Genomic DNA, 25,258 nt, shown 5'->3' with positions numbered 1-25,258 from the left:
TGCGACGACTGTGACGACACAGCAGGAGACCAGGCCCTCGGCGGCGACGAAGCCGGCCCGCTGGGCGGCGGACGCGGTGGCGGCGATGCGTGAGGGGGCACGACTGCGCCTCGACTACTCGGCGCGCAGTCTGTGGAGCGTCGACCGGATGATCGAGGACATACGCCGGGAGGCGGCACCGTACGCCGCCGTGGAACTGGTGCTGCGCGGACTGGGCGCCTACGCCGGTGAGGTGATCGTCCGTCAGGCCGGGGGCGAGTGGTGGGCCTCCGGCGGCGAGCACTGGGTCCGCACCCCCGACGGCCGTCTCTGGGACCCGATCGACGAGGCCCGGCGCTGCTACACCCACGACGGGTCGCTGCGGCTGCTGTGCCGGGACGCCGCCGGCGGAGCACCGCGCCCGTGACCCCGCATCCCGTCCGGCCGCGCCCGGTGTGACGTTCCCACGTGCCGTGGCGCAGGAGAAGGCGGGCCGAGTGGTCCCCGTCGTGCCGATGACCGACGAGGGCCGGGAGGCCGCATGGCGAAGGAGTTCTGGCGGACGATCCGCCGGGCGATCGAGCAGGACAACTGGACGGCCCGCCTGGTCCTGCTGTTCCTGACGGCCGCGGTGGCCGGTGCTGTCTGCGTGGCGGCCACCGGCCGGTAGAGCGCACCGGCCGGTGCCGGACACGAAGCGGCCGGGGCCCCGCGCGCACCGCGCGGAACCCCGGCCGTCGTCGTCACCGGGTCACGGTGTCAGCGTGCCGCCCAGCCGGACGTCCGCCGCCAGGCCGAACGTGCCCCTGCCGTAGAACACCGTGTCGCCGTACCCGAGTCCCGAGCTGTTGCTCGGGAGGTACAGGACCGCGCCGTCCCACGTGTCCTCGCCGTCCGCGCCGAACGTCAGGTCCGCGCGGCCGTAGCCCGACAGGTCCGTCAGGGACACCGCGGATCCGAACCGGTCACCGGACTCCGTGGCGCCGGGGACGCCGGAGGTGTCCTGGGACACGAACACCGAGCCGGATCCGGTGATGCCGGACGACGTGCCCCGGACCAGGATCGCGGCGCCCGCGTCCTTGCGGTTGGCGCCGTCGCGGCTGAGGTCCTCGCCGGGGGAGCCGGCCAGGACGTCCGCGTACCCGTCGGCGTTGTAGTCGCCGATTGACACCGAGGTGCCCAGCGCGTCGCCGACCTCGTTGCCGCCGGGGACGCCGGTGGTGTCCTGGTGGATGGTCTTCATGCCGGAGGTGGTGAACCCGGACGACGTGCCGAGCAGCATGGTGATCCGCCCGCCCGACGTCGTACCGCCGGACTCCTCGGCCGCCGGCTGGCCGATGACGATGTCGTCGTAGCCGTTGCCGTTGATGTCGCCCGCGGCGATGGAACGCCCGCCCTTGACCGACAGGACGCCGGCCTTGGCCAGACCGGACGCGGAGCCCGCGAAGCGGACCACGCGGCTGATGCCGCCGGTGTCGCGGTAGTTGAGCGCGACGTCCGCGTAGCCGTCGCGGTTGAAGTCACCGCTCGCGGCGTCCAGATGGGCGAGGGCCCCCGTGGCCGTGGTGAGCGTGCCGGACCTGGTGGCGCCGCCGGTGTGCCGGGCGTTCCAGTTGCCGCCGTTGCCGGAGCCGGCGGCGAACACGTCCGCCTTGCCGTCGCCGTTGAAGTCGCCGACGGCGACCGTGGTGCCGAGCTTCGCGCCGGTCTCGGTGACCCCCGACGTGGTGTACCCGAAACCGGTGTTCAGCTCCGGCCCGTACATCACCACGACCGAGCCGCGGTCGGCGTGGCCGCTGGTGTCGTTCTCGCCGGGGACGCCGATCGCGAGGTCGGCATGGCCGTCGCCGTTGACGTCGCCCCACGCGGTCGAGGTGCCGAAGCCGTCACCGGACTCGTCGTTGCCGGAGACGCCGGGGCTGCTCTGCATGAGCGTCGTGCGGGCACCGGTGACCGGGCCGTCGGTGCCGCCCGGGACCACCGAGACGCTGCCGGCGCCGCTCTGCACCCGCGGGGTGCCCGCGGCCAGGTCGGCCAGGCCGTCCCGGTTGTAGTCCGAGGTGGCCAGGGCGTGGGAGATGCCCGGGGTCTTGGCGAGCGCGGCGATCCGGGACAGCTTCGGGTAGAGGTTCTTGCCCGGGCAGGCCGTGTAGTTGGTGTCCCGGTGGCCGAAGACGCGCGGCAGGGTGACCGACTCACCCTTGTCGATCTTGTTGCCGTTGACCCCGGCCTCCGTCCCGGAGGTCAGCGTGACCGTGCCGGTCGGGTCGATGCCGTACATCCCGAACTTCCAGGCGACGACGCGGGCGATCGAGTCCATCGCGGCCCGGCTGGGCTGCGCGCTCTCGAAGTTGCCGATGTAGGAGATGCCGAGCGTGTCGGTGTTGAAGCCGACGTCGTGCGCGCCGACCACCGGCAGGTCCATGCCGCCGCTGCGGCCCTCGAAGATCTGGCCGCAGCGGTCGACGACGAAGTTGTAGCCGATGTCGTAGTAGCCGCGGGCGAAGTGCTCCTGCTGGATGGAGCGCATCCGGGCGCGCGAGTCGGCGCAGGACACGCCGTTGTCGCTGTCGACGCCGGTGTGGTGGATGACGGCGGCCTTGATCTCGGTGCCGTAGCTCGGCGTGCCGTCGTAGTCCGTGGACGCGCCCCACTCCGCCTGCGTGATGACCGGCGGCTTCACGACCGTCGAGGGGCGGGGCTCGGGAACGGTGGGCGTCGGGGAGGGCGACGCGGTCTCCGTGGCGGTCCCGGACGGGGTTCCGCTCGGCGTCGCGGCCGCGGTGTCCGTGGCCGTCTCCGTCGCGGGCGCCGACGACGGCGGCTCGGTGTCCTGCGGCTGCGTCTCCGACGGCGCCGGGGTCACCGGGGCCGTGGTGTCCGCCGCGAACGCGACCGGGTCCATGTCCGCCACGTCCGGCGCGCCCTCGGGGTCCGTACCGGGGTCGAGCAGCTTGACGTCCATCCCGGCCGGCTGGCCGCCCGCCTGGGTGCCGTCGTCCTTCACCACCCGGACCTCGACGCCGTCGGCGTCGCCGGTCCACAGCGAGGCCGTGCCGCCCCGGGTGGCCGCCCGCTCGCCCTCGGCGCCGTCGGCCTGGTTCGGCTCCTGTTCCAGCTCCTGCCAGCCGGACCACTTGCCCGTCCGAAGGTCCCTGGTGCGTACCTCGGGCGTGCCCTTGGCCTCCGCCTCCGGGTTGTCCCAGGTCACGAGCACCGCGCTGAACTGCTCGGTCGTCTGCCGGTCCAGCCCCCGGCGGCCGGAGCCCCGGTTCTCCAGCTTCAGCGTGTGGATGCTCGGATCGCGGGGCTTCTCCGCGGTCTCGGCCGGCGCGGAGGACTGGTCGGCCACCGCGTAGGTGACGACGCCCGCGCCGCTGAGCACGACGGCTCCGACGGTCAGCCACGCCCGCCGTCTCAGGCTGAGCGGCTTGTACGCATGGGTCCTGCGAGGACTCAACTACCCCACCCCTAGAAATGGAACATCGGCACCACCTGTCCCACAGGTGGCACTCACACAGCGTCAAGGCCCGGCCAAACGTCACAGCCGCGGTCACCGGATCCGTGCATCCGCCGATGTCCCTTCACGGACGTACGAGCCGCCGAAAGGTTGTACGGAATCCGTGAGCCGGCCGTGTGGCGATCGCCACGCCCGTGACCCGTGATGATCACGACGTCCCACCCGCTTGATCCTCTGGGGGAACCCGCCCGGGTTCCCCCAGAGACCGAGCGGAGGGGCGGTGTCCCATGGGGGCGGCGGACGAGCGAGTGCCGGGCGCGGGACAGATGCGCCCGTGTGCGGCGGCCTTCGTCGCCCGGGCCACCGGGCGCAGCCGGCTTCCGCTGGACTACTCCGTGGCCAGCCTGCGCGTCGTCGACGCCCTGGTCGACGGGCTGCGCAAGGGCGGAACCGACAGGGAGCGGGTGCGCGGCACGCTGTTCGCCCTCGGCGCCTACGTCGGTGAGGTGCTGGTGCGCCGCGCGGGCGGCGTGTGGGTGGACCTCGACGAGGGACAGCGCGCCTGCTTCGGCCAGCCGGTCGGGGTGCGGATGCCGGACGGACGGATCTGGAACCCGGTCGGCAAGGTGCACAACCGGTTCGAGGCGGGCCGGCAGGAATCACTGCAGACCTTCTACTTGGTGTTGCACGGGCGTGCCGGACGGACCACCGCCGCCTGATGAGGAACAAACGTGACATGGGGGGATTCCCGTCGTGGGGAAGCGTGACGGACGTGGGGAACGACGAGGGCACGGGGGGCGGCCCGGGAACGGGGACCGGGAGGGACGGGGAGAGGGACCGGGGCGCGGCGACCGGCGCGGGGGCGGAAGCGCGCCGCGGCGCGGATCCGCCCGGGGGCGGTCGCGCTCCGGGGGACGGCGCTGGACCCGGACCGTACCGGCCGGACTGGCCTTCGCGGCCGTGATGGTCGCCTCGGGAGCGGCCGTGGCGTACTACCAGGACCACCGGGGAGCCTCCGCCGGTGACGCGGCCGCGGCCGTCGGGGACATGCTGGAGGGGAACACCGGCGCGACCGGCGGGGCCCCGGGGTCGCGGGCCCCGGAGAGCCCCGACGCCTCCCCGTCCCGGTCCCCGTCGCCCTCCGCCTCGTCCTCCCCGTCCCCCAGCACGTCCCCGTCCGCCTCGGCGTCGTCCGGGCAGATCGACATCCCCGCCACCGGACCCGGGACCTTCGTCACGGCGCAGTCCGACGGCACGGTCGTCGGTACGGGAAGCCGCGTGCGGCGCTACAAGGTGCTGGTCGAGAACGGCGTCGACGTCTCGGCGAGCGCGGCCGCCGCCGAGATCTCCGCGGTCCTGGCCGACCGCCGGGGCTGGACCCGGGACGGTGTGAACTCCTTCCGGCTCGTCAGCTCCGGTGCGTACGACTTCGTTGTGAAGATCGCGACGCCCGGCACGACCGACCGCATCTGCGGCGCCGCCGGTCTGCTGACCCGCGGTGAGGTCAACTGCAGCGTCGGCACGGACGTGGTGGTCAACCTCAAGCGCTGGGTGCTGGGTTCACCGCAGTTCGACGGCCCGATCGGCGAGTACCGCGCGCTGATCGTCAACCACGAGGTCGGCCACCGCATCGGACACGGCCACGAAACCTGCCCCGGGCCCGGCCGTCCGGCCCCCGCGATGATGCAGCAGATCAAGGGGCTGCGCGGCTGTGTCGCCAACGCCTGGCCCTACGGCCGGGACGGCTCCTACCTCGGCGGGCCCGCGGTTCCCTGACGGTGGGTCACCGGCCGTGACCGGTGCGGATGTGACGCAGGAGACGGGTGACGAGCTGTGACACTTTCCTGGCGCCGGACGCTGATGACCGTGGGGGTGTGGGCACCGACGGATGTGCTCACACCAAGCGATAGGGACGCGCTACCCGCTCGGTACGGACGAGGACGGTTCTTGGGCCACGGAGGGGAACCCCGCCGCGCACAGGCGTACGACGGGGAACTGGGCGCGGCCGTCGCGCGGGCCCAGAAGGGGGACGAGGCCGCCTTCGCCGTGGCCTACCGGCTCGTACAGCCCGGGCTGCTCGGGTATGTGCGCGGGCTCGTCGGGGACGACGCCGAGGACGTGATGTCGGACGCCTGGTTGGAGATAGCCCGCGACCTGGGCAGGTTCAAGGGCGACGGGGCCGGGTTCCGGGGCTGGACGGCGACCATCGCCCGGCACCGGGCACTGGACCACCTGCGCCGGCAGCGGGTGCGGCCCCGCGCCTCGACGATCGAGCAGGACGTACTGGACCTGCCCGGGGCGCAGAGCACCTACGAGCAGGCCATGGAGGCCCTGTCCACCGAGTACGCCCTCGAGCTGGTCGGCGGGCTGCCGCGGGACCAGGCCGAGGCCGTGCTGCTGCGCGTGGTGGTCGGCCTCGACGGCCCCGCCGCCGCCCGCGTCCTGGGCAAGCGTCCGGGGGCGGTACGGACGGCCGCGTACCGGGGTCTGAAGCGGCTCGCCAGGCAGCTCGGTGCCGAAAGTGTGACGGATGAGGCGCCGCGGACGCTGGGTGAGTCGACATGAACATGGGCCGGGACGGCGGGCGGCGCAGCGGTGCCCGCCCCGGACCGTCCGGCCCCGGCGGCCCGCGACGGCCCCCGCGGGCCGGGCGCTGAACAGGCCGGACACGCGGAACGTATCCGTCGGTCCGGGCATGGCCCGCCCGCACGGGCGGACCGCGAGGGCGCGCGCCGGGCCCCACGGGGCCACGCGGGCCGGGTGAACCGAGTGGATCGAGCAGGACCGAGCAGGGACGGGAACGGACATGGGTGAACGGCAGAGCGACGGCGGGCAGGCCGGCCGTCGGCGTGTGCACCCTGAGGGCACGGTGCCCGCGCAGGACCGTCCGGATCCCGTCCCCGGTGGCCGCCCCGCCGTCGGCACGGCCGGCGTGGAGACACTGCTCGCCGCCGCGCTGATCCGCGACGGCGTGGACGCCGGGGCCGAGCAGCGGGCCGTCGCCGCGTTCGTCGCCGCTCGGGAGTCGGGGGCGCATGGCGCGCGCACCCGGCGCCGGGACGACTGGCGGGCCCGTCGGCGGCGGCTCGGCGGCCGCTCGCTGAAGGCCACGCTCTCCGCACTGGTCGCCGGCCTCACCCTGAGCGGGGTCGCGGTCGCAGGGATCGGCGTGGCGGGCTCCTCGACGGACGGACCGGTGGAGGACCCCAAGGGCACCCACGTGCCGTCCGGCACCACCCCTCCGGCCACCCCGAAGTCCGCCGCACCGGGCGACGGCTCCGGCGGCCGGGGCGCGGACCGTCCCGGCACCGCGGGGGACACCGAGGCCCACTGCCGCGCCTACGAGAAGGTCGAGGGGCGGGGCCAGGCGCTGGACGCGACGGCCTGGAAGCGGCTCACGGAGGCGGCCGGCGGCGCGTCGCACGTCGACGCCTACTGTGCGGGCCTGGCGGAACAGGACGGGGCGCGGCCCGGGAGCACCGGGGTGCCGGGGAGGAGCACGGCCGTGCCGGACAGGTCCGGGAACGGCTCCTCGGGCAACGCGGGCGACGCCGCCTCGCGCAACGCCGGCGACGCCCCGGACAGCGGCACGGGCGGTGATCCGGCCGGCGGCACGGGCAACGCGGACGGCGCGGGCAACGCGGGCAATCCGGCCGACGGTGCCGGCAGCGGCAACGGTGCGGGCGGAAGCGCGGGACAGCCCGCCGAACCCGGCGGCAGGAACCCGTGACGCACGCCCGTTGACGCCCGTTACCGGGGAGGACGGAGAAATGCGCGCTCGCTGCGCCGACGCCGAGGCAACGGCCGAGGCCGCCACCCCCCACAGGAGAGGCCCCGGCCGTCGCGCGGCACGGGCCGCGCGGCGACCCGTACCCTCTACAGCGTCGAGGGTGCGTTTTCTGTCACACCATCCTGGGTCACGGGTTAGTTGCATCTTGTACGGACATGGACGGGGAGAGGATTCAGGCCGTAACGTGCCTTTCGCGCCAGGCCGCGGCGCGGATACGTGACCACGCCCGCTGCGACCAGAGACCGCAACCATCAATTGACTGACCACGACGGCGAGATCCCGGTCCGCGAGAGCGGCGCCGGTTTAGGCGCAAAGAGGGTGCGCGTGTGCTGGGGGACGACGCGGAGCTGACCGCCGCGGTGCGTGCGGCACAGGACGGGGACGAGACCGCGTTCCGCACTGTGTACCGCGCCGTGCACCCGCGGCTGCTGGGATACGTCAGGACACTGGTCGGCGAGCCCGACGCCGAGGACGTGACGTCGGAGGCGTGGCTGCAGATAGCGCGCGACCTGGCGCGGTTCACCGGTGACGCGGACCGGTTCCGCGGCTGGGCCGCCCGTATCGCCCGCAACCGCGCGCTGGACCACATACGCATGCGCGGGCGCCGTCCCGCGATCGGCGGCGACGAGACCGAGCTCACCGGGCGGGCCGCCGAGTCCGACACCGCCGGCGAGGCGATGGAGGCGCTGGCCACCGACGGCGCGTTCTCGCTGATCTCCCGGCTGCCTCAGGACCAGGCCGAGGCCGTCGTCCTGCGCGTGGTGGTGGGCCTCGACGCCAAGTCCGCCGCCGAGACGCTGGGCAAGCGCCCCGGCGCCGTACGGACCGCCGCCCACCGGGGCCTGAAACGGCTGGCCGAACTGCTCGGTGACGATCCGGAATGCCATCCGGAATCCGCCGGGGTACTCGACGCCCTTCCGCCCCAGAGAGAACCACGCCGTCGTACGGTGACGTCCGCGAGTGTGACGCAGATGCGAGCGCGGACGCAGAAGGACATGTGATGGCCGACGAGCAGTACAGGTGGCTGGACCGCGGGACCGCGGAGCGATTCCTGAACGGAGAGCCACCCGCAGCTGCCGATCCCACCACCCGTGACCAGGCCGAACGGCTCGCCGGAACACTCCGCTCGCTCTCCGCCCCGCCACCGTCGCCCGACGAGGAACTACCCGGGGAGGCGGCCGCGTTGGCCGCCTTCCGCAAGGTGCGGGAGGAACGCGAGGGCGAACCCGCCGTGGACGCGGGCGCCGTTCACCGCGCCGGGGCGAAACCCGCCGACCTCGGTCCGGTCCGTATCGGCACTACGCGCGAAGATCGTTCCGGAACCGGGGACGGACCCGGCCGGCCGAGGTTTCTGCGGCTCGGACTGGCCGCCGCGCTGGTCGCCGGCATGGTCGGCGGCGCCGCGGTCCTGGCCGGTGCCGGAGTCCTGCCGACGCCCTCCGACGCCCCCCGGTCCGACCCCGCGGCCTCCGTCACCGCCACCGCCTCGCATCCCGAACGCCCCCTGGTGTCGCCGCCGCCCGGCGGCGGAGCCACGCCCGGGGAGGCGCACTCCAGCGACGCCGCGGACAAGGGCGAGGAGGGGGCGGGTGCCCAGGGCGACGGCGACGCCGGTGACCCGGCGGCCGGTTCCGGACGCGGCTGGAAGCAGCTCGCCTCGGCCTGCCGTGCCTGGCGCGACGGCAAACAGCTGAACGGCGATCGCCGGCGCCTCCTCGAGAACGAGGCGGGAGGCCCCTCCCATGTCCGTGGATACTGCGAGGACGCGCTGTCCATGAACGAGGCGGACAAGGCGGACGACGCGGACACCACCGGTTCCGAGGCCGACGCCGACACCGGCAAGAGCAACGGCAACGGCAAGAGCAGCGGCAATGGCAGCGGCAAGAGCAACGGCAACGGCAACGGCAACGGAAAGACGAACGGCAACGGCAACGGCGGGAGCAACGGCAACGGCAAGGGGCGCGGCGGGGGCAAGAAGAACGGCCATGATCCCGACACGGGCGACGATGGCGGCCAGAGCCAGGGCCAGGGCCAGAGCCACGGACGCGCAAACCGCCCCTGACCTGCTGTTTTATTGATCGCTGAAATTTCTTCGCCGCCGGGTGTGACACTTCCGGACCCCGCAACGCAGTACTGAGTGAGCCGACTGGTCATCGGCCGTCGCACGGAGCCGGGGTTCCCCCCGTACCCGCGGCTCGTGCACCCGGCGCGGGTGGGACACGTTCCCCCGGTCCCGCCCGCGCCCCATCTCACCGGTGCACGATCACCTTGTCGCCGTTGCGCACCTGCCCGTAGAGCCGGGCGATCGCCGCCTCGTCCCGGACGTTGACGCAGCCGTGCGAGGCGCCGGCGTAGCCCCGCGCGGCGAAGTCGGCCGAAAAGTGCACGGCCTGGCCGCCGCTGAAGAACATCGCGTACGGCATGGGGGAGTCGTAGAGCGTGGACACATGGTGCCGGGACTTCCAGTAGACCTGGAAGACACCCTCCCGGGTCGGTGTGTACGCGGAGCCGAAGCGGACCGGCATGGTCGACACCGTCCGGCCGTCGATCATCCAGCGCAGGGTGCGGCTCGACTTGCTGATGCACAGCACCCGGCCCGACCTGCAGCGCGGGTCGGGAGCGTCGGCCGGCTGTCCCCCCATCAGGTACAGCTCCCACGTGCCCGGCTCGCGCGTCATGGCGAGCAGCCGCTGCCAGGTGACGCTGTCGGTCACCCCGGTCCTCGGCAGTCCGCGCTTGCCCTGGAAGCCCCGGACCGCCTTCACCGTCAGGTCGTCGTAGGTCCCCGTGGGCCCGTGGAAGATCCACGCGACCTGCCGCAGCCGGGCCTGCAGTTCGCGGATGTCCCGCCCGGAGTCGCCGGGGGACCACAGCACGCGCGGCGCCCGCCGCGTCGACGGGGAGCCCGAAGGGGACGCGGGCCGGTCGTCGTCCGGCGTCCGTGACGCCGACGGGGACGGCGTCCGGCTCGGCATCTCTATCCGCACCGGCGACCGGCCCTCCCCGTCCGCGCCGGCGGGCCGCACGGTGCAGCCGGCCGCGCCGGCCGCCAGCGCTAGCGCCGCCAGGCATGCCACCCCTGTCCTCCCCATGCCCGTACTACGCACCCCGGCCCCCCGTCGTCTCACCGTCGTTCCCGGATCTCACTAGAGATTTACCCCGGAGATGACCGCCGCCGAACAAAGGGGCATGGTGGTGGGTGACCGGCAGGACAACCGCCGAGGTGGGTGCTGTGAGCGGGGTCCCATCCCGGCTGTGAGGAAGGTCCCAGCGTGTGCCCCTGCACCGGGCCGCACGCGCACCGCTACAGTCCGTGCAGGTCGGCCTGTACGGGCGAACGGACAACTGACGGGTATGTGGGCGAGCAACGCCGCTCAGCGGGAGGCATCACACCATGGCGCGCGAGTCGGGCAGTGCCCGATCCACTGAGAGTGGACTGCCCATCGAACCGGTCTACGGGCCGGACGCTCTCGAGGGCTGGGACCCGGCCGGGAAGCTGGGCGAGCCGGGGACGTACCCCTTCACGCGGGGCGTGTACCCGACGATGTACACGGGCCGGCCCTGGACGATGCGCCAGTACGCCGGGTTCGGCACCGCCACCGAGTCCAACGCCCGCTACAAGCAGCTGATCGCCAACGGCACGATGGGCCTGTCGGTCGCCTTCGACCTGCCGACCCAGATGGGCCACGACTCCGACGCCCCGATCGCCTCAGGCGAGGTCGGCAAGGTGGGTGTCGCCATCGACTCGATCGACGACATGCGGGTGCTGTTCGGCGGCATCCCGCTGGACAAGGTCTCCACGTCGATGACGATCAACGCGCCCGCCGCCCTCCTGCTGCTCCTCTACCAACTGGTCGCCGAGGAGCAGGGCGTGAGCGCCGACAAGCTCACGGGCACGATCCAGAACGACGTGCTGAAGGAGTACATCGCGCGGGGCACGTACATCTTCCCGCCGAAGCCCTCCCTCCGGCTGATCGCCGACATCTTCAAGTACTGCAAGGCCGAGATCCCGAAGTGGAACACGATCTCGATCTCCGGCTACCACATGGCCGAGGCGGGCGCCTCTCCCGCGCAGGAGATCGCGTTCACCCTGGCCGACGGCATCGAATACGTCCGTACCGCGGTCGCGGCGGGCATGGACGTCGACGACTTCGCCCCGCGCCTGTCCTTCTTCTTCGTGGCCCGCACGACCATCCTGGAGGAGGTCGCCAAGTTCCGCGCGGCCCGCAGGATCTGGGCGCGGGTGATGAAGGAGGAGTTCGGCGCGAAGAACCCCAAGTCGCTGATGCTGCGCTTCCACACGCAGACGGCCGGGGTGCAGCTGACGGCCCAGCAGCCCGAGGTGAACCTGGTCCGCGTCGCCGTCCAGGGCCTGGCGGCGGTGCTCGGCGGCACGCAGTCGCTGCACACCAACTCCTTCGACGAGGCGATCGCGCTCCCGACCGACAAGTCCGCCCGCCTCGCCCTGCGCACCCAGCAGGTCCTCGCCTACGAGACCGACGTGACGGCGACCGTCGACCCGTTCGCGGGCTCCTACGTCATCGAGAAGATGACCGACGACGTCGAGGCGGCGACGCTCGAGCTGATGCGGAAGGTCGAGGACCTCGGTGGCGCGGTCAACGCCATCGAGCACGGCTTCCAGAAGAACGAGATCGAGCGCAGCGCCTACCGCATCGCCCAGGAGACCGACTCCGGCGAGCGGGTCGTCGTCGGCGTCAACCGCTTCCAGCTCGACGAGGAGGAGCCCTACGAGCCCCTGCGCGTCGACCCCGCCATCGAGGCCCAGCAGGCCGAGCGGCTGGCGAGGCTCCGCGCGGAACGCGACCAGCAGGCGGTCGACTCCGCCCTGGCCGCGCTGCGGAAGGCGGCCGAGGGGGAGGACAACGTCCTGTACCCGATGAAGGAGGCGCTGAAGGCCCGGGCGACGGTGGGCGAGGTGTGCAACGCCCTGCGTGAGGTGTGGGGCACCTACGTGCCGAGCGACGCGTTCTGAGCCGCCTTCTCGCCGGCTGAGACACCCTGGCGGGAGTGTCGCACCCGCGTGCGACACTCCCTCCATGTTCGGCGTCAACGACCTTCCCACCTACTTGGCGGGCCTCGTCCTCATCATCCTGCTGCCCGGGCCCAACTCGCTGTACGTCCTCTCCGTGGCCGCCCGCAAGGGCGTCCGCACCGGATATGTGGCGGCGGCCGGTGTCTTCACCGGGGACGCCGTTCTGATGACGCTGGCGGCGCTGGGCGCTGCCTCGGTGCTGACCACCACCCCGCTGCTGTTCCTGGTGGTGAAGTACGCGGGTGCCGCCTATCTGGCGTGGATGGCGTACGGCATGCTGCGCTCGGCGTGGCAGATGTGGAAGACGCCGGGCGGGCCGGCACCGGCGCAGGTGCCCGCGGTCGCGCCCGCCGAGGAGCGCCCCTACCGCCGCGCGCTGGTGGTGTCGCTGCTCAACCCGAAGGCGATCCTCTTCCTGATCTCCTTCTTCGTGCAGTTCGTCGACCCCGGTTACGCCTATCCCGCCCTGTCCTTCATCGTCCTCGGGGGCCTGCTCCAGGCGGCCAGCTTCCTGTACCTGTCGCTGCTGATCTTCGGCGGCACCCGCCTGGCCGAGGCGTTCCGCCGCAGGCGGCGGCTGGCGGCCGGTGCCACCTCGGCGGCGGGCGCGCTGTTCCTGGGCTTCGCGGCGAAGCTCTCGCTGGCGAGCGCGTAGGGCAGACCCTGGGGCTCAGCGCCCGGTGAACCGGGCCAGGTACTCCGGGAGTCCGGCCGGCGTGTCTCCCGCCCAGCCCACATAGCCGTCCGGCCGGACCAGGAACAGCCCCGTGCCGTAGGCACGGTGGGCCGGTCCGTGCACCACGCGTACGGCTGCGGTCGGTCCGGGGACGTCGTCCGTGCCCAGGGCAAGCAGGGTCCAGTGCGGTCCCCGGAACGCGTCGAAGAGGCGCACGTCGCCCACCGTGCCGTCCGGGGCCCGGTCGCCCGCGCGCACCGGGCCGGGCTCCGCGCGGGTCTCCGCGGTGAGCGAGGACCCGGGATAGCCGAGATCCAGTTGCCGGGTGGCCCCGCCCCGTCGGGTCTCGCCCCGGTGCACGCTGGTGGACAGGTCCAGCATCTGTGCGGCGATCGGCCGCCGTTCCTCCTCGTAGGTGTCCAGCAGCCCCGCCCCCGCACCGTCGCCGAGTACCGCGCCCAGCTTCCAGCCCAGGTTGTAGGCGTCCTGGACGCTGGTGTTGAGCCCCTGACCGCCGGCCGGGGAGTGCACGTGCGCCGCGTCACCGGCGAGGAGGACACGGCCCGCGCGGAACCGGTCGGCGAGCGCGGCCCTCGGGCGGAAGTCCGAGGCCCACCGCACCTCCTTGACGTCCTCGGCGGCGAGGTGGGAGCGGGCGGCGACCACCTTCCGTACGCCGTCGAGCGAGAGGTCCACCTCCGCCCCCTCCGCGAACCGGGCCACCAGCTGGAAGTCCTCCGTCCCGGCCAGCGGGCAGATCGCGAGGAACTCCCGGGTCCCCTCCGGCGGGAAGATGTGCCAGTTGTCCCGGTCCAGTCCGGTGATCCGGACGTCCGCCACCAGCGTGGGGAGCGGATCCACCTCCTCCCCGGTCATGCCGATGCCCAGGCTGCGGCGCACCGCGGACCGGCCCCCGTCCGCCGCGACGAGATACCGGGCGCGCACCGGCTCGCCGGAGGCGAAGTGCGCGGTCACCCCCTCCGCGTCCTGGGTCACGCCGGTGACCTCCCGGCCGAAGGCGACCTTGCCGCCGAGCTCCTCCAGCCGCTCCAGGAGGATCCGCTGCGTGCGCCACTGCGGGACCATCCACGGCGCGTTGTACGGCGCGTCCTCGGTGGGCTCGGCCGGGTCGAACATGTGGTGCTCGCCCCTGCGCTCGCCGTTCTGCCAGACCATGCCGACCGGGTAGCCGCCGCCGGCCGCGTGGATCGCGTCCAGCACGCCCAGGTCGTCGAAGACCTCCATGGTGCGCGGCTGCATCCCCTTGCCGCGCGAACCGGGGAACAGGTCGTCCGCCCGCTCCACCACCAGCGCGGCGATTCCGCGCCGGGCCAGGTCGATGCCGAGGGTGAGGCCGGTCGGCCCGGCGCCCGCGATCAGCACATCGGGGTCGTTCATGATCCACACTCCTTAACGTCGTTAAGTGCCCAGAGCGTGTCCCTAACGGTGTTAAATTGTCAAGCGTGAGTACGGAACGACGCGCCCCGCTCGACCGCCGCCGGGTCGCCGACACGGCGCTGGAGCTGCTGAACGAGGTGGGCCTGAACGGCCTGACCCTGCGCCTCATCGCCAAGGAGCTGGACGTCAAGGCGCCCGCCCTGTACTGGCACTTCAAGGACAAACAGGCACTGCTCGACGAGATGGCGACGGAGATCTACCGCCGTATGGCCGCCCAGGGCTCGCTCAGTCCGGACGACACCTGGCAGGAGCGGCTGCTCAAGGCCAACCGGGGCCTGCGCACCGCGCTGCTCGCCTACCGCGACGGCGCGAAGGTCTTCAGCGGTTCACGCTTCACCGGGATCGAGCACGCCGAGCAGATGGAGGACAACCTGCGTCTGCTGACGTCCGCCGGTTTCACCCTCGTGCAGGCCGTCCGCGCGCTCACCACCAGCTACCTCTACACGCTTGGGTTCGTCACCGAGGAACAGGGCGTCGTGCCCCTGCCCGGGGAGCGCCGCGAGGGCTTCGACGTGGGCGACCGTGCCCGCATGCTGGCCGACCACCCCCTGGCGGCCCGGGCCGGCACGGAACTCTTCGACAACTACGACGCACACTTCGAGGAGGGCCTCGCCCTGATCGTCGCCGGCATCGAGGCCCGCCGTGGGGCGCGCTGAGTCCGCCCGCGGACCGGGTCATCAGCCGAGCAGGCGCCGCAGGTTCAGACTCCCCCACAGAAGGCTGGCGGCGAACGACAAGGCCATCACCGCGGCCAGCAGGGCGGTCAGGAGCAGCCCTGCCGCCGGTCCGCCCAGACCCGTCGACACCAGAGGGGTGACGATCTCCTCGACGAACAGCACATGCACCATGTACGCGCCGAGTGCGGCCCCGGCGAGCCTCCTCAGCAGCGGCCGGTACCTTTCCGGCACCCGGATCCTGCTGATCAGCAGCAGTACGCAGATGCTCATGGCGGCGACGAACACATGCGCGTTGGGCATCACGTAATGGATCTGCGTGTTGTACCAGAGCGCCCCGGCCATGGTGAGCGGCAGCACCACCAGCAGCGGCCACCGCCATCGCCGCACGGCTCCGGCCGGCAGGGCGAACAGCAGCGCGCCGCCCACCGCGTACACCAGTGAGTAGGTGCTGAACCCCCAGGCCGAGGCGGGCATGTCGCGCCCCGTCACTTCGGTGACCGTGGTCAGCACACTCGGCGCGACCGCGATGCCCAGCAGCGCCGCGCCCAGGCCCCACGGCCGCCGGCCGGCCCTGACCAGCATCGCGAACGCGAGCAGCGCGATGACCGGGATGTAGGTGTACATGAACCACAGGTGGTAGGCGGGCTGTACGGAGCCGAAGAGGGAGTCCGTCGCCAGTTCCGTCATGGGACGCTCGTTGCGGTCGCGCAGCCAGGCCCAGAGCAGGTAGACCGCCGTCCACACGAAGAGCGGGACGATGTTGCGGACGATCCGCTGCCACATGCGTGCGCTGTCGCGCGGGGGTGCGCCGACGAGTACGGCCCAGCCCGCGATGGCGAAGTACAGGGGGACCGCGAAGGGGTTGATCGCCTCGGCGACGTGCCCTGCCCAGTAGGTGCCGGAACCGTTCGCCGGGTCGTTGCCGGTGGCGTGGATGAACTGGGCGCCGACGTGGCCCAGCATGATGGTCGCGGAGCAGAGCAGGCGGATCAGGTCGATGTCGTAGCGGTGTTCCCGTGGGGCGGGCTGTGCTGCGGGGGATCTGGTGCCGGCCTTTTGCTGCGGCAGGCGTACGGCGGTGTCGTTGGGCACCGCGCAACTCTGGAGCCGTGTGGTGTACGGGGGTTGACGGGTGGGTGGCGCGGCTGTGACCGGTGCGTCTCGGTTGGCGATCCAGCTGCGGGCCGTCGTGCCCGACGGCCCGCAGCAGCGTTACCTTCTGCGGCGTACCGCTCTGCCCACCACGCGCTTTGCCCGGCCGGCCTGGACCTTCGCACGGGTGCGGGGCGTGCTGCCCGGCAAGGACAGTTCGGCCAGGCGCAGTTCCGGGAAGTAGTGGCCGGGCGTGCCGGCCAGATGCGCACGGAGCCAGTCCGCCGTCGGCTCCCGCAGGTTCGCGTACGTCTTCGGCTGCATGCAGAAGCCGACCGCCCGGACCAGCGGGGACAGCGTGTCCGGCGCCGGGCCGACGACGGCCGGGGTCTCGTCCCGCTCGAGGTCCGGCACCAGATGGTCGATCACCGCCAGCGGCACCCGGTTGCTGTTCGGGTACGGCTCGAGGCGGCCCATGACCAGCGCCGTCCCCACCCGGGCCACGGGCACGTCGTAGTAGGCGGACGCGGTCACCATGGCCGTCGAGAAGCAGCCCACGACGAGTGCGGGCCGGCCGTGGTGGTACAGCGTCTCGGCCAGCAGCGGAGCGTCCAGCACGGTCAGCCGTACGCCGGCGTCCGCCGCCGCCTTGCCCAGGGCCGCCGAGTAGCCGGCCGGGGCCGTGGGATGGGGCTTGAAGACGACGGACCGGTGCCCGGCGCGCACGGCACCGGTCAGCATGCGCACGTGGAGGTCCTCCTCCTCCTGCGCGCTGAGGATGTTGAGCGCCGCCAGGTACTGGCCGAGGAGCACGGCCGTCGGCGCCTCGTCGAGCACGGGCGCGAGCCGCGGGTCGTCCGCCGCGTCCCGGGAGATCTCGTCCAGCACACCCCGGAACGACTCGTCCGGCACGATCACCGGATCGACTCCGTACTCGGACAGCAGCAGCGGCCGCAGACCCGGGATCAGATCCAGATGGAGCAGCCGCCGGACGCGGCGCGCGAGGGTCAGCGGCAGCTTCTCCCGCGTCGGGCCGTAACTCATCAGTCCGTCGGCGTACACGTCGACGGCGGCCTCGGAGAAGATGGCCGCCAGCGCGCGGGCGGGGTTGACCTGGATCGACTCGACGGCGAGCTCGACCCCGTCCTGTTCGTCGATGTCCCACAGGAGCCGGAAGGCCCGCTGCCACAGCACCGTGTCGTTGCCGCGCGGGCCCCAGGTGCTCGGATGGTAGGGGCTGATCGCCTCGTTCCAGCTCACCACCGAGTCGAAGCGGCCGGCCAGCGGGCCGTAGCCGTGCATCTCGTCCAGGCGCAGGGCCGTCTCCGGGACGGCGGCGTTGTGGGAGACCAGCAGGATGCGGCGGGCCTTGTCGCGCGGCCCGAACAGGCCCGCGTCCAGCGCCGCGGCCAGGGTGGCCGCGCCGTAGAGCGTCGAGACCTGGAAGATCTGGGTGGTGTGCGGCATGGATCAGGCAGCCTTCCGCCCGTCACGCAGGCGGCCGAGCAGCCTGCTCCGGGTGCTGTCGATGGTGGCGAGGGTCTCCTCCAGCGCCTGCTGCGGCATGCGGTGCAGCGCGTCCCGTGCCTCGCGCCGCAGCCGCTGCGCCGCCGAGGGCTCGTACGCGTCCGCCTTGCCGATGTGGAAGGCGATCATGGCGCAGTAGGTGCGTACGGCCTTGAGGAGGAAGCGGTCGGTCTCCGGGTCGTTCTGCACGTCCCGCAGCAGCAGGTCGTACGCCGGGATGAAATCCAGCTGGCGGGAGTCCTTGATCTGGGTGAGGGAGGTGGCCACACCGCGCCGGTAGAACACCCCGTGCAGTCCCAGGGACGCGTACGTCCGGGCCGTCAGGTGCAGGCGCCAGATCCACAACCGGTCCTCGGCCGTGCGCAGTTCGGTGACGAAACGCATGGCGCCGTCGGCGAACAGGTGACGGCGGTAGATGCCCGCCCAGACGAAGGGGTAGTCGACCATCGTCTCGGTGTCGACGGGCGTGATCCCGTCGCGGGGATCCATCACCGCGTTGCGCGCCGGGGCCGGTGGCCGCCTGATCACCCGCTCGGTGCCGGTGGCCTGCACATGGTCGGTGCGGGCGAAGTCGCAGCCCAACTCCTCCATCGCCCGCACCATCCCGGCGAGGTGGCGCGGCCCGTACCAGTCGTCGCCGTCGAGGAACGTGAGGAACTCGCCCTCCGCCGCGTCGATTCCGGTGTTGCGCGCCTGGGCGATGCCCTGGTTCGTCCCGTGCCGGATCACCCGCGCGCCCGGCAGCTTCTCCGCCCAGCGGTCGATCACCCAGGGCGTGGCGTCCGTGGAGCAGTCGTCGACGAGCAGGAACTCGAAGTCCGGGTGCGCGTTGGCGGCGAGACTGCGCAGGGTGCTCTCCGCGAACGCCTCCACATTGTGCATCGGGACGACGACGGACAGTTTCGGCACGTGGTTCTCTCTTTCGGGGCTCGAAGCGGCGGTGATGCGAGGCTCAGGCCCGGCGTTCGTCGTGCCCTGCCACCGTCCTTTCGACCGGAGGCCCGAATGTGCCCGAGCACGGCGGTCCGCCGGTGGCCTTCGCATGGACAACGGGTGAACAGTCGGGTGTCATCGTTGGCCTCTCACGGTTCTCTTCAGTGCTCGGGCGCGGCGTACCACCCGGCGTGCCGTGCTGTTGCGGGGGAGGAACGCCAGTTGCTTCGGGATGCCTCCCGGGAGCCCGAGCGAGGTGAGCCGCTTGCGTGCGAACCAGCGCCGGATGTGCGGCCGGCCGGCGTGGCGGGCGAGGAACCGTTCCGCGACCGGGCGCAGGTGCGGGTGGACCTCCGGCCGCATGGTGAAGCCGAGCGCGGTGACGAGGTCGGTCAGCTCGCCGACCGGGAGAGCGTCCTCCGTCGCCTCCGCCTCCGCGCCCGGCAGCAGCGCGTCGGCCAGGACGACCGGGACCCTGCTGCCGTTCCGGTACGGCGTCAGCCGCTCCAGGAGCCACCCGGTGCCGACGCGGACGACCGGCAGGCCGTAGAGAGCGGACGCCGTGAACAGGGCCGTGGACGAGCAGCCGACGACCAGCGCCGGCCGGGACTTCTCGTACAGCACCTCGGCGAGCACGGGCTCGTCCAGGACCGTGAGGTCCACCCCGAGCCGTTCCGCCTCGTCCCGCAGCGCGCGGCCGTGCCGGGCCGGGGCGGCGGGATGCGGGGTGAACACGACCGCGCGGTGGCCGCGTCCGGCAGCCGCGAGCAGCATCCGCACGTGCAGGTCGTCCTCCTCGCCGGGCGCGTGGATGCCGAGCGCGGACAGACACTGGCCCACCAGCAGCGCCGCACCCTCCGGTATCGGAGGCAGGTCGTCCGTCGCCGCCGCCATCTCGCCGGTCACCTTCAGGAAGGCGTCCGTCGGCACCACCCGCGCCGGCACGTCGAACTCGCTCAGCAGCATCGGCGTCGGACCCGGCACCAGGTCGGGATGCAGCACCTGCCGCACCCGGGTGCCGATCAGCGGATCGAGCTTGCCGCGCGTGGGGCCGTAGCCCGTCAGTCCGCCGGCACAGACGTGCACCGGGGCCCCGGTGAACACCTGGGCCACGGCCAGGGCCGGGGGGACGTCCGGGCGCCCCAGCACCAGCTCCACGCGGTCGTCGCCCAGCCCCCACAGCCGCCGCAGATGCCGCTCCAGCAGCGGAACGTCCTCGGAGCGGGGCGTCCAGGCCGCCGGGTGGAAGGGCCGGATCGCCTCGTTCCAGGACAGCACCTCGTCGAAGCGGTCGCGCAGCACGGCGAACCCCGGCAGCCCGTCCGGCGCCGGTGCGGCCTCGGGGACCGCCGAGTCGTCGCAGAACAGCAGCACCCGCCGCGCCGCCCCCGCGAAGCAGCCGGACTCGATCGCGGCCACCTGCGTGGCGACGTCGTACAGCGACGAGGCGCAGAAGATCCGGGTGGTACGGGACATCAGGCGCCCTCCTTCCCCATGCCGGCCCGGCGCCGCAGCCGCCGCAACCGGACGGCACGGTGCACGTCCATGGTTTCCAGTACGGCGTCGAGCACGTCCTGCGGCATCCGCCGCAGCGCTGCCGCGCTCATCGCCCGCAGCCGCCGGGCCACGGCGGGCTCGAACTTGTCCTGCTCGGACAGGTGGTGGGCGATGATCGCGCAGTACGTCCGCACCGCCTTCGGCAGCAGCCGGCCGGCGTCCCGGTCCGCCGCCGTCTCCTCGACGATCTGGTCGAAGGCGCGGATGAAGTCGAGTTGGCGGGCGTCGCCGATCCGGCTGAGGGAGGAGTCGACCCCGCGCCGGTAGAACACGCCCAGCAGGTCGACCACGGCGAACGACTCCGCCTCGCGGTGCAGCTTCCACGTCCACGGCCGGTCCTCGGCGGTGTGCAGCCCCTCGGTGAAGTGCAGCAGCCCTCGCTCGAGCAGTCGCCGGTGGTAGACGCCGGCCCAGACGTACACATAGTCCACCGAGGTCGTCCGGTCCGCGGGCAGGATCGACTCCCTGGGGTCCAGCACCTCGCCCCGCAGACCGACCGGCACCCGCCGCACCGACCGGGCGCGGCCGGTGACCTGCACCTGGTCGGTACGGACGAAGTCGCAGCCCAGCCCTTCGGCGGCGGCCACCAGACGCGGCAGATGGCCCGGCGCCAGCCAGTCGCCGGCGTCCAGGAAGGCCAGGTACTCACCGCCCGCCGCGTCGAGCCCGGTGTTGCGCGCGGTGGCGACCCCGCCATTGCCGTCACGGCGGAGGAGACGCACTCGGGCGACGTCCGAGAGTTCCTCGGCGGCACGCTCGAGAATCGCCCGGGTTCCGTCCTGGGAATGGTCGTCGACCAGAATGAACTCGAAGTCCGGGCGGGCGTTCGCGCGCAGACTTCTGAGCGTGTCCGGGGCGTATTGCCGCACATTGTGGAACGGGACGATCAGCGAAAGCTTCGGCACGCGCAAAACATTAGGATCCCCGCCCGGATCGGCGACTTTCCGATGGCCGTACAAGGGGTGAACTCCGTGTGTCGGTACGGTGTATCGCGCCTACGCAGCGCGTTTCCACAGGCCGGTTCGGCTTGCGGTGGGCTGTTGTTAACTTCTCGTTGATTCACGGTTGGGCCGTACCTAGAATTCGCTTCCTAGCGTCTTCGGCGTGCCAGCAAGTGCAACGAAGCCCCTCAGGGTGGCGGTCCTCGCGGATTCCGACACCCGCTGGAAATGGGGCGCGCTCACCGCGAACCGCATCACGCCGCGGGATTTCCGCCTCGACGGATATCTCCTCCGGGGCCGCGCCACGCCCACCGCCCGCCAGCTCGGCGAGGTCGGCGTCCGCGCGGACTCCCTCGAAGAGGTCACCGCGGTCGAGTTCCTGCGCGCGATGCGCGAGGAGACGTACGACGTCCTCGTGCTCGCCCTGGTCGGCGGCGGGGTGCAGGCGATGCTCCACGGGCTGAAGCGGGCCTGGGAGGACCGGCCCGGCCGGCCCGTCGTCGTCACCGGATACGTCGGTGTCGTCTACGAGAAGCTCACCGACGGCCTGCTGCTGCGCCACGGCGCCGACCTGGTGCTCGCCAACTCCCGGCAGGACGCCGACCGTTTCCGTGCCGTGTACGAGGGTGTGGGCGCCGACGCCGGCTCGGTGACCGAGGTGGCCCTGCCGTTCCTCGGCGGGGAGGCCCACACCGGCCGGCACGACCGGTACACGGTCGTCTTCGCCGCCCAGCCCTCCGTCCCGGACAGCCGCCAGGACCGCGCGTACCTGCTGGACCGGCTGGTGCGGCACGCCCGTCGGCACCCCGAGCGCGACGTGCTGCTGAAGCTGCGCTCCAAGCCCGGCGAACACACCACGCACATCGAGGAACTGCCCTACCAGAAGCTGTCCCAGCGGCTCGACCTCCCCGCCAACTTCCGCCTGGTCTACGGACACATGGGCGAGGTCCTGGACCGGACCGACCTCCTTGTCACGGTCAGCTCCACGGCCGCCCTGGAGTCGCTGCACCGTCGCATCCCCACCGCGATCCTCACCGACCTCGGTATCCGGGAAGCGCTCGGCAACCACCACTTCGTCGGCTCCGGCTGCCTCGCCTCCTGGGACCAGCTCGACACGGGACACCGCCCGGAGCCGGACGAGGACTGGGTGGCCCGGCAGGGCGTCGCCACGGGAGGAGGCTACGAGACGGCCTTCGACACCGCCCGCGAACGCATCGCCGGGCTCCTCGGCCGCCCCGGCGGGCTTCCGCCGCTGACCCCGTACTACACACCCGTCACCGCGCCCGGCTATCTGCCCGGCATCCTCGCCCGCCACCACCTCGGCCCCGACGGTACGCCGCTGCCGGGCGCGCCCGCCGCCGGCAAGGAGCCCGGAGCGGTCCGGCAGATCGTGCGCCGGGCGGCGCGCGGCGCCTACCGGCACGGCGTGCAGCGGGTGGCCCCGGTGATCCGCCGGATGGGCGAGCTGTGACCGCCCGCGCCGCCGCCCCGAACCCCGCTCGAGGAGCTGATCCCATGTCCCATCCACCGACGGTGCGCCGGGTGCTCGCCGTGATTCCCGCGCGCGGCGGCTCCAAGGGCGTGCCCGCGAAGAACCTCGCCCCCGTCGGCGGCGTGCCCCTGGTGGTGCGTGCCGTGCGCGAGTGCCGGGCCGCGCGCCACGTGACGGACGTGGTCGTCTCCACCGACGACCAGGCCATCGCCGCGGCCGCGCGCCAGGCCGGCGCCGAGGTCGTCCTGCGGCCCGCCGCCATCGCCGGTGACACCGCGACCTCGGAGGCGGCCGTCCTGCACGCCATGGACGCCCACGAGGCCCTGCACGGCGCCCCGGTGGACGTCGTCCTGCTCGTGCAGTGCACCAGCCCCTTCCTGACCCGCGAGGACATCGACGGCGTGACCGCCGCGGTGGCCCAGGAGGCCGCCGACACGGCGGTGACCGTCGCCCCGTTCCACGGCTTCATCTGGCGCGACACGACGGACGATGCCGCCGGGGCGGGTGACAAGGGCCCGGCCCCGGTCCCGTCAGCCGCCGAGGCACCCGCCCCCGACCGCGACACGAGCGCCGACACCGCCACCGTCGGCCGGCCTGCTGTGCCGGGTGCCGACACCGCCCCCGGTGACCGGCCTGCTGTGCCGGGTACCGAAGCGGCCGGGGCGTCCGCCCTTGGCCGGGGCGCGGGTGCCGATGCGGCCTCGTCCGGCCTGGGGAGCGTGGGCGACACGAGCACCGACACTGCCACCGGTGGCCGGCCTGCTGTGCCGGGTTCCGAAGCGGCCGGGGCGTTCGCGCCTGTCCACGGCGTGCGTGCCGACGCCGCCTCCGTCGACGCCGCCTCCCGCGGGCGGGCCGTCGCGTCGGCTGCCGTGGGCGCCGTACCAGGGGCGGGCGCGGAACCGGCTGCCGCTGCCGCCGGGGGGCACGGGGTCAATCACGACAAGGCGTTCCGGCCCCGGCGGCAGGACCGTCCGCAGGACTTCCTGGAGACCGGTGCCGCCTACGCCATGGACGCCGCGGGCTTCCGTGAGCACCGGCACCGCTTCTTCGGGCGCACCGAGCTCGTCCGCACCGACCCGGCCCGCGTCCTGGAGATCGACGACCCGCACGACCTCGCCCGGGCCCGGGCCCTCGCGCCGCTCCTCGACGCCGGCCGGCCCGGCGCCCTCCCGACCGCCGACGACATCGACGCGGTCGTCCTCGACTTCGACGGCACCCAGACCGACGACCGGGTGCTGATCGACTCCGACGGACGGGAGTTCGTCTCCGTGCACCGCGGGGACGGGCTCGGCATCGCCGCCCTGCGCCGCAGTGGCCTGAAGCTGCTCATCCTGTCCACGGAACAGAACCCGGTCGTCGCCGCCCGCGCACGCAAGCTCCAGCTCCCCGTGCTGCACGGCATCGACCGCAAGGACCTCGCACTCAAGCAGTGGTGCGAGGAACAGGGCATCGCGCCCGAGCGCGTGCTCTACGCCGGCAACGACGTCAACGACCTCCCGTGCTTCGCCCTCGTCGGCTGGCCCGTGGCGGTCGCGAGCGCCCATGACGTCGTACGCGGCGCCGCCCGCGCCGTCACCACCCTGCCCGGAGGCGACGGCGCGATCCGGGAGATCGCCGGCTGGATCCTCGGCCCCTCCCTCGATTCCCTCCCCACGTAAGGAAACCCCCGTTCATGAGCACCAACTCCCGCATCCGCACCCTCGGCCCCCGTGAGGCCGGCCCCGGCCGTCCCGTGTACGTCACCGGCGAGATCGGCATCAACCACAACGGTGACATCGAGAACGCGTTCAAGCTGATCGACGCCGCCGCCGAGGCCGGCTGCGACGCCGTCAAGTTCCAGAAGCGCACGCCGGAGATCTGCACCCCGCGCGACCAGTGGGACATCGAGCGCGACACCCCCTGGGGGCGGATGACGTACATCGACTACCGCCACCGCGTGGAGTTCGGTGAGGAGGAGTACCGCCAGATCGACGCCTACTGCAAGAAGAAGGGCATCGCCTGGTTCGCGTCCCCGTGGGACACCGAAGCCGTCGCCTTCCTGGAGAAGTTCGACGTCCCCGCCCACAAGGTGGCCTCCGCCTCCCTCACCGACGACGAGCTGCTGCGCGCCCTGCGCGCCACCGGCCGCACGGTCATCCTCTCCACCGGCATGTCGACGCCGAAGCAGATCCGGCACGCCGTCGAGGTCCTGGGCAGCGACAACATCCTGCTCTGCCACGCCACCTCGACCTACCCGGCGAAGGCCGAGGAGCTCAACCTCCGCGTGATCAACACCCTCCAGCAGGAGTACCCGAACGTCCCGATCGGCTACTCGGGCCACGAGACCGGCCTGCAGACCACCCTCGCCGCCGTCGCCCTCGGCGCCGCCTTCGTCGAGCGCCACATCACCCTCGACCGCGCCATGTGGGGCTCCGACCAGGCCGCCTCCGTCGAGCCGCAGGGCCTGTCCCGCCTGGTCCGCGACATTCGCACCATCGAGGCGTCCCTCGGCGACGGAGTCAAGAAGGTCTACGAGTCCGAGCTGGGTCCGATGAAGAAGCTGCGCCGCGTCACCGGCGTGGTCGCCGAGGCGGAGATCGCCACGGCCGCGGGCGAACCCCTGACCGTCTGACCCGCCCCC

22 protein-coding genes and 1 pseudogene are annotated in these 25,258 nt (G+C 72.7%); 15 read left to right on the top strand and 8 right to left on the bottom strand.

The window, feature by feature from the left end; genetic code table 11:
• Positions 1–10: 10 nt before the first annotated feature.
• Both ACZ44S_RS34890 and ACZ44S_RS34885 read left to right on the top strand, forming a co-directional pair.
• Positions 11–406 carry a hypothetical protein gene (locus tag ACZ44S_RS34890; RefSeq protein ID WP_466936643.1) on the top strand — a complete coding sequence of 132 codons (396 nt, stop codon included), beginning with the start codon at positions 11–13 and terminating at the stop codon, positions 404–406.
• A gap of 114 nt (positions 407–520) precedes the next feature.
• Positions 521–649, top strand: a complete 129-nt coding sequence (locus ACZ44S_RS34885) for a hypothetical protein (protein ID WP_466936641.1) — start codon at positions 521–523, stop codon at positions 647–649.
• An 81-nt stretch (positions 650–730) separates the two neighbouring features.
• On the opposite strand, the gene ACZ44S_RS34880 is transcribed toward ACZ44S_RS34885, so the two are convergent.
• The gene (locus ACZ44S_RS34880) at positions 731–3,439 is read right to left on the bottom strand and encodes an N-acetylmuramoyl-L-alanine amidase (protein WP_466936639.1); all 2,709 of its coding nucleotides are present in this window, start codon (positions 3,437–3,439) and stop codon (positions 731–733) included.
• A gap of 287 nt (positions 3,440–3,726) precedes the next feature.
• On the opposite strand from ACZ44S_RS34880, the gene ACZ44S_RS34875 reads away from it, so the two are divergent.
• From ACZ44S_RS34875 to ACZ44S_RS34850, 6 genes are all read left to right on the top strand, one after another.
• Complete coding sequence (locus ACZ44S_RS34875) at positions 3,727–4,158, top strand: hypothetical protein (protein WP_466936637.1); 432 nt, start codon at positions 3,727–3,729, stop codon at positions 4,156–4,158.
• A 265-nt stretch (positions 4,159–4,423) separates the two neighbouring features.
• A complete protein-coding gene (locus ACZ44S_RS34870) occupies positions 4,424–5,215 on the top strand; it encodes a DUF3152 domain-containing protein (protein WP_466936635.1) in 792 nt (263 codons plus the stop codon).
• A 171-nt stretch (positions 5,216–5,386) separates the two neighbouring features.
• Positions 5,387–6,004 (top strand): RNA polymerase sigma factor, encoded by a 618-nt coding sequence (locus tag ACZ44S_RS34865; protein ID WP_466936633.1) that lies wholly within the window; start codon positions 5,387–5,389, stop codon positions 6,002–6,004.
• Positions 6,005–6,245: 241 nt separating this feature from the next.
• Positions 6,246–7,169 carry a hypothetical protein gene (locus ACZ44S_RS34860; RefSeq protein ID WP_466936631.1) on the top strand — a complete coding sequence of 308 codons (924 nt, stop codon included), beginning with the start codon at positions 6,246–6,248 and terminating at the stop codon, positions 7,167–7,169.
• 386 nt (positions 7,170–7,555) lie between these two features.
• Positions 7,556–8,230 carry an RNA polymerase sigma factor gene (locus tag ACZ44S_RS34855; protein WP_466936629.1) on the top strand — a complete coding sequence of 225 codons (675 nt, stop codon included), beginning with the start codon at positions 7,556–7,558 and terminating at the stop codon, positions 8,228–8,230.
• Positions 8,230–9,291 carry a hypothetical protein gene (locus ACZ44S_RS34850; RefSeq protein ID WP_466936627.1) on the top strand — a complete coding sequence of 354 codons (1,062 nt, stop codon included), beginning with the start codon at positions 8,230–8,232 and terminating at the stop codon, positions 9,289–9,291. The genes ACZ44S_RS34855 and ACZ44S_RS34850 overlap by 1 nt, the downstream gene beginning before the upstream one ends.
• 187 nt (positions 9,292–9,478) lie before the next feature.
• Here the strand turns inward: ACZ44S_RS34850 and ACZ44S_RS34845 are convergent, their stop codons facing one another.
• Positions 9,479–10,321, bottom strand: a complete 843-nt coding sequence (locus ACZ44S_RS34845) for a L,D-transpeptidase family protein (protein WP_466936625.1) — start codon at positions 10,319–10,321, stop codon at positions 9,479–9,481.
• Between the two features lie 302 nt (positions 10,322–10,623).
• Between ACZ44S_RS34845 and ACZ44S_RS34840 the strand changes: the two genes are divergently transcribed.
• Positions 10,624–12,222 (top strand): acyl-CoA mutase large subunit family protein, encoded by a 1,599-nt coding sequence (locus ACZ44S_RS34840; RefSeq protein WP_466936623.1) that lies wholly within the window; start codon positions 10,624–10,626, stop codon positions 12,220–12,222.
• Between the two features lie 64 nt (positions 12,223–12,286).
• Entirely contained in the window at positions 12,287–12,937 is a 651-nt protein-coding gene (gene leuE, locus ACZ44S_RS34835; RefSeq protein ID WP_466936621.1) for a leucine efflux protein LeuE, read from the top strand.
• 15 nt (positions 12,938–12,952) lie between these two features.
• On the opposite strand, the gene ACZ44S_RS34830 is transcribed toward leuE, so the two are convergent.
• Complete coding sequence (locus ACZ44S_RS34830) at positions 12,953–14,356, bottom strand: FAD-dependent oxidoreductase (RefSeq protein WP_466936619.1); 1,404 nt, start codon at positions 14,354–14,356, stop codon at positions 12,953–12,955.
• 65 nt (positions 14,357–14,421) lie between these two features.
• Between ACZ44S_RS34830 and ACZ44S_RS34825 the strand changes: the two genes are divergently transcribed.
• Positions 14,422–15,072 (top strand): TetR/AcrR family transcriptional regulator, encoded by a 651-nt coding sequence (locus ACZ44S_RS34825; RefSeq protein ID WP_466936617.1) that lies wholly within the window; start codon positions 14,422–14,424, stop codon positions 15,070–15,072.
• Between the two features lie 21 nt (positions 15,073–15,093).
• Here the strand turns inward: ACZ44S_RS34825 and ACZ44S_RS34820 are convergent, their stop codons facing one another.
• From ACZ44S_RS34820 to ACZ44S_RS34800, 5 genes are all read right to left on the bottom strand, one after another.
• Positions 15,094–16,185, bottom strand: coding sequence for an acyltransferase (locus ACZ44S_RS34820; RefSeq protein ID WP_466936615.1), 1,092 nt, complete (start codon positions 16,183–16,185; stop codon positions 15,094–15,096).
• Positions 16,186–16,305: 120 nt separating this feature from the next.
• Complete coding sequence (locus tag ACZ44S_RS34815; RefSeq protein WP_466936613.1) at positions 16,306–17,652, bottom strand: polysialyltransferase family glycosyltransferase; 1,347 nt, start codon at positions 17,650–17,652, stop codon at positions 16,306–16,308.
• A gap of 3 nt (positions 17,653–17,655) precedes the next feature.
• Positions 17,656–18,621 carry a glycosyltransferase family 2 protein gene (locus ACZ44S_RS34810; RefSeq protein ID WP_466936611.1) on the bottom strand — a complete coding sequence of 322 codons (966 nt, stop codon included), beginning with the start codon at positions 18,619–18,621 and terminating at the stop codon, positions 17,656–17,658.
• Positions 18,622–18,780: 159 nt separating this feature from the next.
• Positions 18,781–20,121, bottom strand: coding sequence for a polysialyltransferase family glycosyltransferase (locus ACZ44S_RS34805; RefSeq protein ID WP_466936609.1), 1,341 nt, complete (start codon positions 20,119–20,121; stop codon positions 18,781–18,783).
• Positions 20,121–21,107 (bottom strand): glycosyltransferase family 2 protein, encoded by a 987-nt coding sequence (locus tag ACZ44S_RS34800; RefSeq protein ID WP_466936607.1) that lies wholly within the window; start codon positions 21,105–21,107, stop codon positions 20,121–20,123. The genes ACZ44S_RS34805 and ACZ44S_RS34800 overlap by 1 nt, the downstream gene beginning before the upstream one ends.
• A gap of 199 nt (positions 21,108–21,306) precedes the next feature.
• Here ACZ44S_RS34800 and ACZ44S_RS34795 point away from each other — a divergent pair, with 199 nt between their 5' ends.
• From ACZ44S_RS34795 to ACZ44S_RS34780, 4 genes and pseudogenes are all read left to right on the top strand, one after another.
• On the top strand, positions 21,307–22,614 hold the full coding sequence (locus ACZ44S_RS34795; protein ID WP_466936605.1) for a DUF6716 putative glycosyltransferase: 1,308 nt from the start codon (positions 21,307–21,309) through the stop codon (positions 22,612–22,614).
• Positions 22,615–22,658: 44 nt separating this feature from the next.
• Positions 22,659–23,072 (top strand): annotated as a pseudogene (locus ACZ44S_RS34790) (acylneuraminate cytidylyltransferase family protein); the annotation flags it as partial.
• A 30-nt stretch (positions 23,073–23,102) separates the two neighbouring features.
• Complete coding sequence (locus tag ACZ44S_RS34785; RefSeq protein WP_466936673.1) at positions 23,103–24,296, top strand: KdsC family phosphatase; 1,194 nt, start codon at positions 23,103–23,105, stop codon at positions 24,294–24,296.
• 14 nt (positions 24,297–24,310) lie between these two features.
• The gene (locus ACZ44S_RS34780) at positions 24,311–25,249 is read left to right on the top strand and encodes an N-acetylneuraminate synthase family protein (RefSeq protein WP_190161261.1); all 939 of its coding nucleotides are present in this window, start codon (positions 24,311–24,313) and stop codon (positions 25,247–25,249) included.
• Positions 25,250–25,258: the final 9 nt, after the last annotated feature.

The sequence above is a fragment of the Streptomyces malachitofuscus genome (assembly GCF_055571035.1).
The sequence above is the reverse complement of the archived record's forward strand: the minus strand, read 5'-3'. Positions and strand labels throughout refer to the sequence as shown.